10 protein-coding genes are annotated in these 12,434 nt (G+C 65.7%); 7 read left to right on the plus strand and 3 right to left on the minus strand.

Annotated elements, in window-relative coordinates:
- Window positions 1–107: 107 nt before the first annotated feature.
- Both A5777_RS00810 and lysS read left to right on the plus strand, forming a co-directional pair.
- Window positions 108–1,022 (plus strand): dioxygenase family protein, encoded by a 915-nt coding sequence (locus A5777_RS00810; RefSeq protein WP_064861299.1) that lies wholly within the window; start codon window positions 108–110, stop codon window positions 1,020–1,022.
- A gap of 61 nt (window positions 1,023–1,083) precedes the next feature.
- Complete coding sequence (gene lysS / locus A5777_RS00815; protein WP_064861300.1) at window positions 1,084–2,622, plus strand: lysine--tRNA ligase; 1,539 nt, start codon at window positions 1,084–1,086, stop codon at window positions 2,620–2,622.
- Between the two features lie 21 nt (window positions 2,623–2,643).
- Here the strand turns inward: lysS and A5777_RS00820 are convergent, their stop codons facing one another.
- Together A5777_RS00820 and A5777_RS00825 are read right to left on the minus strand one after the other, a co-directional pair.
- On the minus strand, window positions 2,644–4,161 hold the full coding sequence (locus A5777_RS00820) for a bifunctional aminoglycoside phosphotransferase/ATP-binding protein (protein ID WP_064861301.1): 1,518 nt from the start codon (window positions 4,159–4,161) through the stop codon (window positions 2,644–2,646).
- Window positions 4,158–4,979, minus strand: a complete 822-nt coding sequence (locus A5777_RS00825; protein ID WP_064861302.1) for a helix-turn-helix domain-containing protein — start codon at window positions 4,977–4,979, stop codon at window positions 4,158–4,160. Before A5777_RS00825 ends, A5777_RS00820 begins: the two co-directional genes overlap by 4 nt.
- 65 nt (window positions 4,980–5,044) lie before the next feature.
- Here A5777_RS00825 and A5777_RS00830 point away from each other — a divergent pair, with 65 nt between their 5' ends.
- Window positions 5,045–5,569, plus strand: a complete 525-nt coding sequence (locus A5777_RS00830) for a VOC family protein (protein WP_064861303.1) — start codon at window positions 5,045–5,047, stop codon at window positions 5,567–5,569.
- Window positions 5,570–5,581: 12 nt separating this feature from the next.
- On the opposite strand, the gene A5777_RS00835 is transcribed toward A5777_RS00830, so the two are convergent.
- Window positions 5,582–7,207, minus strand: coding sequence for a FadD3 family acyl-CoA ligase (locus A5777_RS00835; protein WP_064861304.1), 1,626 nt, complete (start codon window positions 7,205–7,207; stop codon window positions 5,582–5,584).
- 42 nt (window positions 7,208–7,249) lie between these two features.
- On the opposite strand from A5777_RS00835, the gene A5777_RS00840 reads away from it, so the two are divergent.
- The 4 genes from A5777_RS00840 (at window position 7,250) to A5777_RS00855 (ending at window position 12,410) form a co-directional block, all read left to right on the plus strand.
- The gene (locus tag A5777_RS00840) at window positions 7,250–8,545 is read left to right on the plus strand and encodes an acyl-CoA dehydrogenase family protein (protein ID WP_064861316.1); all 1,296 of its coding nucleotides are present in this window, start codon (window positions 7,250–7,252) and stop codon (window positions 8,543–8,545) included.
- 79 nt (window positions 8,546–8,624) lie between these two features.
- On the plus strand, window positions 8,625–9,455 hold the full coding sequence (locus tag A5777_RS00845; protein WP_005207531.1) for an SDR family oxidoreductase: 831 nt from the start codon (window positions 8,625–8,627) through the stop codon (window positions 9,453–9,455).
- A gap of 31 nt (window positions 9,456–9,486) precedes the next feature.
- The gene (locus A5777_RS00850; RefSeq protein WP_005207530.1) at window positions 9,487–10,644 is read left to right on the plus strand and encodes an acetyl-CoA C-acetyltransferase; all 1,158 of its coding nucleotides are present in this window, start codon (window positions 9,487–9,489) and stop codon (window positions 10,642–10,644) included.
- 245 nt (window positions 10,645–10,889) lie between these two features.
- A complete protein-coding gene (locus tag A5777_RS00855) occupies window positions 10,890–12,410 on the plus strand; it encodes an aldehyde dehydrogenase family protein (protein ID WP_005207529.1) in 1,521 nt (506 codons plus the stop codon).
- Window positions 12,411–12,434 lie beyond the last annotated feature (24 nt).

Below are 12,434 nucleotides of genomic sequence, written 5' to 3' on the forward strand. Positions count from 1 at the left end.
GCCACCTACGCCATCCTCGACGTCATGCCCGCCGGCAACCCGGTCGAGTTGACCCACGACAACCTCGCGGCGCTGCTTCGCCGTGCATGGAAAGGAACACCGATCACATGAGTACCACCGACTCCACCGTGGAGCCTGCCGTCGACTCAGTCGACGAGCAGCAGCGCCGCGAAGCGCAACTCGTCGCCGACGTCGTGGCTTCCTTCGATGACTGCGCCAATCCGCGGCTGCGGGAGCTGATGACCGGCATCGTCGAACACGTACACGCATTCATCCGAGAGACCCGCCTCACCGAGGCCGAATGGAATACAGCGATCGACTTCCTCACCCGCGCCGGACACATCACCGATGATCGTCGCCAGGAGTTCATCCTGCTCTCCGACGTGTTGGGCGCGTCGATGCAGACAATCGCCGTGAACAACACCGCGTACGGCGATGCGACCGAGGCAACGGTATTCGGGCCGTTCTTCGTCGATGACTCACCCCAGATACCCGATGGCGGCGACATCGCGGGCGGTGCGTCGGGTCAACCGTGCTGGGTTGAGGGGACCGTGCGCGATCACCTCGGGAACCCGCTCAGCGGCGCGCGGGTGGAGGTGTGGGAGGCCGACGAGGACGGCTTCTACGACGTGCAGTACGGCGACGATCGGGTTGCCGGTCGCGCGCATCTGTTCACCGGCGCCGATGGTTCGTACCGGTTCTGGGGCGTGACACCAACGCCGTATCCGATCCCGGCAGACGGTCCAGTCGGTGAGATGCTCGCCGCGGTTGGGCGTTCCCCGATGCGGGCATCTCACCTGCACTTCATGGTGTCGCACGAGGGATGTCGCACGCTCGTGACGCACATCTTCGTCCGCGGCGATCGCCTGCTGGGCTCCGATTCGGTGTTCGGAGTGAAAGATTCCCTCGTGCACGATTTCGTCGAACAGCCCGCCGGGTCACCAACACCCGACGGCAGGGTGGTGACCGGTACCTGGTCACGCGTTCGATTCGACATCGTGTTGGCTCCCGCCGGGGTGTGATCGCCGCCCGGCGGCATCGGTCCCGCACCGGCCGGAAAATCAGATCCGATAGGGTTCGGGTGTGAGTGATCACCCCTTGACCACGGAAAACGACGACCAGACGCCCGAGCAACTTCGCATCCGGCGCGAGAAGCGTGAGCGCATCCTCGCCGAGGGTGGGCAAGCGTACCCGGTGTCGATCGGGCGGACGCACAGCCTTTCCGAGATCCGCGCCGCCTATCCGGACCTCGAGGCAGGCACCGAGACCGGGCTACAGGTCGGCGTCGCCGGGCGCGTGATCTTCTTGCGCAACAAGGGCAAGCTCTGCTTCGCCACGCTGCAGGAGGGCGACGGTACCCAGCTCCAGGCCATGATCAGTTTCAACGGGGTCGGCGAGGAGTCGCTTGCCCGCTGGAAGTCCGACGTCGACCTCGGCGACATCGTCTACGTCCACGGTGAGGTCATCAGTTCGCGCACCGGCGAACTGTCGGTGATGGCCGACGACTGGGCGATGGCGTCGAAGTCGTTGCGGCCGTTGCCGGTTGCGCACAAGGAGATGAACGAGGAGACGCGCGTCCGCCAGCGTTACGTCGACCTCATCATGCGTCCCGAGGCACGTCAGACCGCGCGGACGCGTATCTCGGTGATCGCGGAGCTGCGCAAGGCGCTCGTCACCCGTGGATTCCTCGAGATCGAGACCCCGATGCTGCAGACGCTGCACGGCGGCGCAGCGGCACGGCCGTTCGTGACACACTCCAACGCTTTCGACATCGACCTCTACCTCCGCATCGCCCCCGAACTGTTCCTCAAGCGCGCGGTCGTCGGAGGCATCGAGCGTGTCTTCGAGATCAACCGCAACTTCCGCAACGAGGGCGCCGACTCCACCCACTCGCCCGAATTCGCGATGCTCGAGACCTACCAGGCCTACGGCACCTACGACGACGCCGCGACGATGACCCGCGAGATCGTCCAGGAGGTGGCACTCGGCGCGATCGGGACGCTCACCCCGGAAATGCCCGACGGCACCACCTACGACCTCTCCGGCGAGTGGACCTCATTGGAGATGTACCCGTCGCTCTCGGAGGCGCTCGGCCAACAGATCGTTCCCGACGGCGGGCCGGAGCATCCCGGAACCAGCGTCGACGAGCTGCTCGCCATCGCTGCCCGCGTCGGCCTCGAGGTGCCCAAGGACAAGGGCTACGGTCACGGGAAGCTCGTCGAAGAACTGTGGGAACACATGGTCGGCGAGAAGCTCTCGCAGCCCGTCTTCGTGCGCGATTTCCCCGTCGAGACGTCGCCGCTCGTTCGTGCACACCGCAGCGTGCCGGGCGTCGTCGAGAAGTGGGACCTCTACGTCCGCGGCTTCGAGCTGGCCACCGGCTACTCCGAGCTCGTCGACCCGGTCATCCAGCGCGAGCGCTTCGTCGACCAGGCACGTCTCGCTGCTGCCGGCGACGACGAGGCCATGCGACTCGACGAGGAGTTCCTCGCCGCGATGGAGTACGGCATGCCCCCGACTGCGGGCACCGGCATGGGCATCGACCGTTTGCTGATGGCGCTCACCGGCCTGGGCATTCGCGAAACGATCCTGTTCCCACTGGTCAAGCCGCTGCGCGACTGAGGCTTGGTCGAGGCGCGGTCCTCAGCCGCGATCAGCCCCCAGCCCGCTCGCGGCGACCACGGATTCGACGCCGCCCGACGCCTTGACGCGCCGCCAGTGATCGTCGGGCCGTTCGAGCGTCTCACTTTGCCTGCGCGCGACCGAGGCGTCGGCGTCGGAGGCGTCGAGTCCGCGGTGCTCGATCCGCGAAATGCGCTCGGACTCAGGTAGTTCCAACCAGATGCCGGTGAAGTCGACGCCCGCGCGCTCGGCGACATCGGCTGTTGCGGTCGACTGACTGCTTCGACCGAACACGGCGTCGGCGATGACGCTCATTCCGCCGCGTATGTCTGCTTCGGCAAGGCGGAACAGCTCGGTGTACACCGCGGCGCGAGCCGTGTCGGTGTAGGCCGATCGCGGTAGCTTGTCCGCGATGCCCACTCCCGCAAGGCGTTTGCGCAACACGTCCGTGCGCAGGATGCGAGCGCCAGGCGCGGGGTCGAGGCTGCCTCCGACCGCCCGCGCTATCGTCGACTTCCCGGTACCGGAACCGCCGCCGATCGCGACGAGCCGCGGCCGCGCAGACTCGGTGAAACCCAGTGCAAGCGAGAGGTATTCGTGCGCACGGTCGACGTCGTGCTCGGCTGCCGCGACGTGTGCACGCACCGTGGCGCGTACGGCGAGCAGTACCGGCAGCAGGCAGAAGGCCTGCTCGTCGTCGATAGCACCATCGAACGTCGCGTGATCGAAGTAGGTGTTGACGACGACGTTGGCTTCGTGACGTAGCCCGCGCGCCCACAGGTCCATCACGAGGAACGCGAGATCGTAGAGGACGTCGGTGGTGGCAAGCTCCGCGTCGAACTCCAAGCAGTCGAACGGAATCGGCTCGCCGTCGATGATAGCGACGTTCCCGAGATGTAGATCGCCGTGACAGTGGCGAACGCGTCCGCCGCGTGCTCGATCGTCGAGGAGTTCGCGATACTCGGTGATGAGGGTGGTGATCCTGTCGGTGAGTTCCTGTGCCACAACGGGTTCGATGATCTCCGGGAACGCCGCCATGCTCGCGAGGTTTCCGTCGACGACCTCTTGTAATCGTTGCGCCCCACGGGCATCCCCACTGATCTCAGATCCCTGGTGTAGTTCGACGACGCGCAGCGCGAGTCGCTGCAGCAGATCGTCGTCGAGGCCGCCCGGATGTGCGTGAGTGACCATCAGTGCGTCGTCGTCGAAGCGTGTCATCTCCAAGACGTGGTCGACGATTTCGCCCGTGCCGTCGAACGAGAGCAAGCCGTCATCTGCCCGGCTGATCGTGTGCACGGCGAGGTAGATGCCGGGAGCAAAGCGACGATTGAGGCGGAGTTCGGCGTCGAGCGCCTGTCCACGACGCTGCGGCGTGCTGAAGTCGAAGTAGCGCAACCGGACTGGCCGTTTCAGCTTCCACGCGCGATCACCGTTGAGCACGATCACCGCGCCGTGCGTGACGATGCTTCTGGTCGGGGAGCCCGGGTCGAGGGCACCGACCTGTGCCAGCATGTCCTCGGCCAATGTCGCGTCTGTCATGAGTCAGTTCCGGATTGGGCGACGGTGCGGCGGTATTCGCCCGGCGGCAGGCCGAGGGTCTGTCGGAAGTCGGCCGAGAAGTGCGCCTGATCGGTGTATGCGAGGTCGGCGGCGACGTCGGCGAGGGTGATCGTCAGGTCGTCGCGCAGTCGTTCCGCGGCCTCTTGCAATCGGTATCGGCGGATGACCGCCAACGGGGAGAGGCCGATGTGGCGGTCGGCGATGCGCTGCAGTGTACGTACAGACATCGACATCTCGCGTGCGAGGTCGTCGACGCGGACGATGCTGCGATCCGCTGCGATCAGGTCCTGCATCTCATTCGCGACCAGCGCCGACTCTCGGGGTGGTGTCGCGTGTTCACGTAGCCACGACGCGAAGCGTGATGCGGCGTCGGGGACATCAGGTTGCTCGACAGTCATTGCTGCAGAGACGGATTCGAACAGATCGGGTGCGTGGTACGACTGCTCTGCGTCGCGCAGCGGTCGTGGCGAGACGCCGAGCGCCGCAGCGCCGGCCGGTCTTAGCAGCGCCCCGACAGCCCACCCATATCCGGTCAGGTCCCGGTGTGAGCGCTTCGTCGTCGGCCCCACGATCGTCACACCTTCGGGTTCGACGACGAGGTTGCATGCCGGGAACGGGAGCAGATTCTGCCGCGAGGTCCGCCCGGGCGCGAGGTCCCACTGCGGAATCCAGAACCAGGCGACGATCGAGGTGAGATCGGCCGGGGCGACGACGCGTTCGAATGTGGGCAGGCGTGCAGGGTAGAGCACCCCGCGGGTGTCGGGGCTGCCGGTGTCGTCGGCTCCACGGACAGGCATGCGTTCCAGGATAGTCGTCGCAAATCTACAATCCTCCGCGCCGAGATCTCCTTAGCGTGAGAAGTATGACCTCACAGCAGAACACCACCGCCGCTGCGGCTATCGGCGTCACCGGTACGCATACCACCAACGGCATCCCCCATGGGCTGACGAGTCTCACCCCGTTCATCGCGGTACCGTGCGCCGGGCAGGCAATCGAGTTCTACACCAACGTATTCGGTGCGCGGATCGTCGACGTGACCGAGTTCGACGGTGTGGTCGCACACGCCGATCTCGACTTCGGCGTCGGCCACCTTCAACTCGGCGAACCCAACGAGCAGTACGGGTTGGTCGCTGCACCCGACGGTCCCGCGGCGTGCTATTCGCTCGGGTTCTACTGCGCCGACGCCGACGACGTGGTGGCCAAGGCCGAGGCGGCAGGGGCGACTGTGCGTGAACCGCTCACGACCTTCGTCTCGGGCGACAGGTTCGCGTCGATCCTCGACCCATTCGGGGTGCGGTGGTCGGTGATGACCCGCGTGGAGGACCTATCCGAAGAGGAGAGCGCCCGCCGCGTCGCCGAGTGGGCCGCCACGCAGCCGGGAGCCTGACCGCGGGAGTGCTCAGCGCAACTCCCGTTTGAGGATCTTGCCCGACGCGTTACGTGGGAAGGCGTCGACGAACACCACGGACCGCGGCACCTTGAAGTTCGCCAGATGTGTTCGGGCGTAGGAGAGTACGTCGTCCTCGGTGAGGTGCGCATCGTCGTGCAGGGTGACGAACGCGCGACCGACCTCCCCGAGCCGGTCGTCGGGAACACCGACGACAGCGGTCTCGGTGACCCCGTCGAGGCGGGCTAGTGTCTGCTCGATCTCAGCGGGGTAGACGTTGAATCCCCCACAGATGAACATGTCCTTGAGTCGGTCGGTGATCCGGAGGTTCCCGCGCTCGTCGATGACTCCGACGTCGCCGGTGTGTAACCACCCGTCGGCGTCGATGGTCGCTTCGGTCGCCGCGGGATCGTCGAGGTAGCCGCGCATGACCATCGCGCCACGGGTGAGCACCTCGCCCTGGTCCGACAGCGCGATCTCCATGCCGTCGAAGGCTCTGCCGCACGTTGTCGCGACCGTGACGTCGTCGTCATCGGGGGTGCACGTGGTGATGAATCCGCTGGATTCGGTTTGGCCGTAGGCGGTGATCACCGTGTCGACGCCGAGGTCGCGCTGGATACGCTCGATCAGCACCACCGGCACGATGGCCGCACCGGTCACCACCAGGCGAAGCGACGACAGGTCGTGGTCTGCGCGCGTGGGGTCGTCGAGGATGGTCTGGAAGATGGTCGGCGCACCCGGAAAGACTGTTGCACCCTCTGATTCGACGACCCGCATGGCGTCGGTTGGGGAGTAGATCGCGAGCGGAATCATCGTCGTCCCGAAGAGAATCGACGGCAGAATGCCTGCCTTGTATCCGAACGTGTGGAAGTGCGGGTTCACCATCAGGTAGCGATCGGACGGACTCAGGAGTCCGTTGGCTCCCCACGCCCGCGCGCCCGCGATGGTCTGCTGGTGCTCGGCCAGAACGCCTTTCGACTTCCCGGTGGTCCCCGAGGTGAACAGAATGTCGGAGATATCCTCTGGCGCAACAGCATCTGCTCGACGGTCCGCTTCGGCACGCGTCTCGTCTGTGGCACGCGCGACGAAGTCCGACCAGTCGACGCTGCCCTCTGGTGGTGGTGCAGACCCGTCGAGCGGTACCCGCACCACGAGATCAGGCAGCGAGCTGCCATGAGCGCCGAGCAGTTCGGCCGCATGGTCGACGCCGAGAAACTCACCCGAAGCGACCACCGCCGACACCTGCGATCTCCCGATCACGTCGATGGCCTCGGTTGCCGTGTAGCGGGTGTTGAGCGGGACCAGCACCCCGCCCGCGTACTGCACGCCCAGTGCGGCGATCGGCCAGTGATAGCTGTTCGGCGACCAGATGGCCACCCTGTCGCCGGCCTGGAACCCCGACGCGACAAGCGCTGCGGCGAACTCGCGGACACGCTCGAGCAGCTCCGCGTACGTCAGCTCGACGCTTTCACCACCTTCGCCTCCCTTATCCCACTGACGGTCGACGATCGCCTGCTGCGCCGGCCAGGTCTGCGCCGCGCGGATCAGCGCCGCGGGCGTCGACCGTGCGCTCCCTCCCGCCGACTGGGCGCTTCCTCCCGTCGCCTGTGCGTCGCCGTTGGTCGCTATCGACTCCATGGGCATAACCTAACAAATGCTTGGTAGGTTATGCTAGCGGTCATGACGTCGATCAACCTTGCCGATCGTGCCGTCGACCTGGGCGAATGGGCGCGAAGCACGCCCGACGCGACCGAAGAGTTCACGCGAGCGGTGCGCGGGTGGTTGGCACAAAATCTCGTCGACGACTTCGCCTCGCTCAAGGGTCGGGGTGGGCCGGGAAGTGAGCATGAGTTCTTCGCTGAGCGTCTGGCGTGGGATCGCCACCTTGCGGCGTCCGGGTGGACATGCCTCGGCTGGCCCACGCGGTATGGGGGCCGTGGCGCGACACTCGAGCAGCGAATCATCTTTCATCAGGAGTATGCGCGCGCGAACGCTCCCGCGAGGGTGAATCACCTCGGTGAGGAACTACTCGGCCCGACGTTGATCGAGTTCGGCACTGAAGAGCAGAAGCAGCGCTTTCTTCCCGGCATCGTCGACGTCACCGAGCTGTGGGCCCAGGGCTATTCCGAGCCAGGGGCAGGCTCCGATCTCGCGGGCGTCACCACGACGGCTCGACTTTCCGACGACGGCACCCGCTGGCATGTCAACGGGCAGAAGATCTGGACGTCCCTGGCGCACGTCGCGCAATGGGTGTTCGTGTTGGCGCGTACGGAAGCGGGCTCCTCGCGCCATAAGGGACTCGGCTTCCTGTTGGTCCCGGTCGACCAGCCCGGCGTCACGGTACGGCCGATCCAGCAGCTGACCGGAACGTCGGAGTTCAACGAGGTCTTCTTCGACGACGCGACCACCGACGCCGCCCTCATCGTCGGCGAGTCCGGCGACGGTTGGCGGGTCGCGATGGGGCTACTGCAGTTCGAGCGCGGCGTCTCGACGCTGGGACAGCAGGTGGGATTCGCGCGCGAACTCGACGCAATCACCGAGATGGCAAGAGCCAACCGATCTCTCGAGAATCCAGAGATTGCAGCACGCCTCGTTCGTGCCCGCATCCGACTGAGCGCGATGCGTGCCAATGCGCAACGGACACTCGACGACGACGCAACAGTAACCGGGGGCACGTGGGGTGCGGCCGCCGCTGCAGGGACGGCTTCGGTGGCAAAGCTGTTGTGGGCCAACTGGCATCGTGATCTCGGCGAGCTCGCGATGGCGGTGGCGGGTCCTGCGTCGTTGATCGGGCCCAGCGAGACAGTAGAGGGCCACCTCAATGACATTCACGATCCGGAGAACGTCGAACTCGACGAATGGCAACGCCTCTTTCTCTTCACTCGCGCCGACACCATCTACGGCGGCTCGAACGAGGTGCAGCGCAACATCATTGCCGAGCGCGTACTCGGCCTACCCCGCGAGGCGCGAGCGTGAATTGGGCACAGCGAGACACGAGAATGAATGAAGCACGACGAGGCACGAGTGTGGAATCACTACGAGAGGTGTGGACACGATGACACAAACGACGTCGAGTGAGGTCGATGGTGTGAGATCGCCGTTGGCCACACCTCCGGAGGAGACGCCGGGACACGGATTGTTGTTGGGACGCAAAGTCGTTGTGACCGCAGCGGCCGGGACGGGTATCGGATTCGCGACGGCGCGTCGGGCGCTGCTCGAGGGCGCCGACGTCGTGCTCAGCGACTGGCATGAGCGACGACTGGGCGAGGCCGCCGACCAACTGGCTGCCGAGTTCGACGGTCAGACCGTCGGGAAGGTGGTGTGCAATGTGCAGTCCACTGCCGATGTGGATTCGCTGATCTCCAGTGCCGCAGACACACTCGGACGTATCGACGTGTTGGTGAACAACGCCGGCCTCGGTGGCGAGACGCCCGTCGCCGATATGTCGGACGAGGAGTGGGACCGCGTCGTCGACATCACGCTCACCGGGACGTTCCGCGCCACGCGGGCCGCGCTGCGCTACTTTCGTGCCGTCGAGCACGGTGGCGTGATCGTCAACAACGCGTCGGTACTCGGGTGGAGAGCTCAGCGCGGACAAGCACATTACGCCGCTGCCAAGGCCGGAGTGATGGCACTGACGCGCTGTTCTGCCGTCGAGGCTGCCGAGCACGGGGTGCGTATCAATGCTGTTGCGCCGTCGATTGCCAAGCATCCCTTCCTGGCAAAGGTGACCAGCGACGAACTGCTCGACGACCTTGCACAGCGCGAGGCCTATGGCCGGGCAGCCGAGGTCTGGGAGGTCGCGGCCACCATCGCGATGCTCGCCAGCGACTACACCACATATCTCACGGGCGAAGTGGTGTCGATCTCCAGTCAGCGCGCCTGAGCGCGAATACCCTTATCGAGCAGGAGTTCTCATGAGCACACCACAGGCGTACATCGTGGACGCTATTCGTACGCCCGTCGGCAAGCGCAACGGCTCGCTGGCCAAGACGCATCCGGCAGACATGGGTGCGCATGTCATCTCCGCACTCGTCACTCGGACGGGGATCGACCCGGCGGTCGTCGACGACGTCGTCTTCGGATGTGTCGACGCGATCGGTCCGCAGGCGGGCAATATCGCCCGAACCGCCTGGCTCGCTGCCGGAATGCCGCTGGAGGTACCCGGAACCACCGTCGACCGTCAGTGTGGTTCGAGCCAGCAGGCCATCCACTTTGCGGCGCAGGGTGTGATGAGTGGGACGCAGGACGTCGTCGTGGTCGGCGGCGTGCAGAACATGAGCGCAATCCCCATCTCGCAGGCCATGATTGCCGGTCAGGAGTTCGGATTCACCACGCCGACAGCCGAATCCGTCGGCTGGCGTGAGCGATTCGGCGACGCCGAGATCTCACAGTTCGTCGGCGCCGATCTGATGGCGCGGAAGTGGGACATCAGCCGCGAGGACATGGAGGAATGGGCGCTGCAGTCGCATCAGCGAGCCAAAGCCGCTATCGCACAGGGACGGTTCGACGGCGAGACTGTCGCACTGGCCGACTGCGTCGTCGACGAATGCCCGCGTGAGACGTCGTTGGAGAAGATGGCCGGGTTGGCCCCGCTGGCCGACGGTTCGCGGCTGACCGCGGCGGTGGCGTCGCAGATCTCCGACGGCGCGTCGGCGGCGCTGGTGGTCAGCGAGAAGGCACTCGCCGAGTACGGCCTGACCCCGCGCGCTCGCGTCCACCACATCTCGGTCCGCGGCGACGACCCCGTGAAGATGCTGTCCGCGCCCATCCCCGCGACGAAGTACGCGCTGGCCAAGTCGGGGCTGAGCATCGACGACATCGACGTCGTCGAGATCAATGAGGCGTTCGCCTCGGTTGTGCTCGCCTGGCTGAAGGAAACCGGCGCCGACCCCGCGCGCGTCAACCCGAACGGCGGGGCCATCGCGCTTGGGCATCCTCTCGGCGCCACCGGGGCGAAGCTCTTCGCGACAATGCTGGCCGAACTGGAGCGCACCGGTGGCCGCTACGGCCTACAGACCATGTGCGAGGGCGGCGGCACGGCCAACGTCACGATCATCGAGCGTCTCGGCTGACCACTCGGCAGTTCTAAGCGCACAGTCGACGGTCTGGAGCGCCCAGTCGACGGTCTCGAGCGCACAGTCGACGGTTCGCCCGCGTCGACTGGGCGCTTCCTCGCGTCGAGTGTGCGTCGGCCAGGGTGTGTCCGCCACCCCGCGCTCGCGTTCGTGTGATCTACGGCATAGCATGTGATACACAATCGGGGCGGCGTCTCATTCGACTATGCCTCCGAGCACCCGTAGATCCTCAAGGAGCCACCATGACCAAGCCTGCGGACGTGACGACCGGTGCGGGTCGACGCATCGAGAAGGGGGTCTCGTCGGAGGCTCACTCGTTGGCCGAACTGCTCGAGATCCAGCAGGCCGCGTTCCTGCGGGACGGCATTCCGGACGCCAACACGCGTATCGAACGCATCACGCGGCTCGGGTCGCTCCTGCTCGACAACTCCGACGAGATCTGCGCGGCATTGACCGCCGACTTCGGCACGCGCCCAGCCGAATTGAGCATCACGGCCGACGTCGCCGGATGCCTCATCGACATCACCCACCAGCGACGCGGCGTCAAGGAATGGATGAAGGAGACCCCGTCGGCGCGGGTGCAGGGGTTGATCGGGTTCAAGCAGCGGGTGCGGCACGATCCGCTCGGCGTGGTCGGGATCATGGGTCCGTGGAACTTCCCGCTGCAGTTGACGTTCGTGCCCGCAGCCTCGGCGTTCGCGGCAGGGAACCGGGTGCTGATGCGGCCGTCGTCGATCACCGCACGCACCACCGAGGTCATCGCGCGGCACGCGCCTGACTATTTCTCCATCGAAGAACTCGCGGTCATCACGCCCAAGCATGGCTCGGGCTCCGACTTCGCGAAGCTCGCTGTCGACCATCTGTTCTTCACCGGTTCGCCCGAGGTCGGGTCGTCGGTGGCGCAGGAGGCGGCCAAGAACCTCGTGCCCGTGACGCTCGAGTTGGGCGGCAAGAACCCCGCCGTCGTCGACGTCTCGGCCGACATCGGCAAGGCCGCGAAGATGCTGGCCGAGGCCCGTATGGCCAACGGTGGCCAGGTGTGTCTGTGTCCCGACTACGTGTTCGTTCCCGAGGCAAAGCTCGGTGAGTTCACCGACAAGGTCATCGCCCACTGGACCAAGAGCTTCCCGACGATCTACGACAACTCCGACTACACGTCGACGATCAATCAGAAGAACTACGACCGCATCGTCGGACTGATCGACGACGCTGTCGAACTCGGTGCGACCAAGCGGCAGGTGATCCCGGGCGGCGAGCAGCTTCCGTCAGCCGAGCGTCGCAAGATCCCGCCGACGCTGCTCACCGGGGTCAAGGCAGGCATGAAGATCGCCGACGACGAGGTGTTCGGCCCTGTCCTGAGTGTCTACCCGTACCGCGATCTGACCGAGGCGATCACCCACATCGCAGCGAATCCCCATCCGCTGACCATGTACTGGTGCGGCGACGACAACGCCAACTTCAAGAGGCTTGCCGACAACACGCGCAGTGGATCGATCAACGGCAACGACTTCGCACTGCACATGTTCGGTGCGGAACTGCCCTTCGGCGGCATCGGCCGCAGCGGTATGGGCGCCTACCACGGCAAGACCGGCTTCGAGACGTTCAGTCATGCACGCGCAGTGGCATTTTCGACGATGCCGTTCACCGTCGCCGAGATGATCGCGCCGCCGTTCACCAAGCGCGACACGCGAATGGCCAACGGGCAGATCAAGTTCTGGAGCAAGCTCAACAAGCGCGCCGCGAAGAAGGCGCGTAAGCGCTGAGTCACTAAGGCTCAGCGACGTCAC

The organism is Gordonia sp. 852002-10350_SCH5691597 (assembly GCF_001665715.1).
Taxonomy (GTDB): Bacteria; Actinomycetota; Actinomycetes; order Mycobacteriales; family Mycobacteriaceae; genus Gordonia; species Gordonia sputi.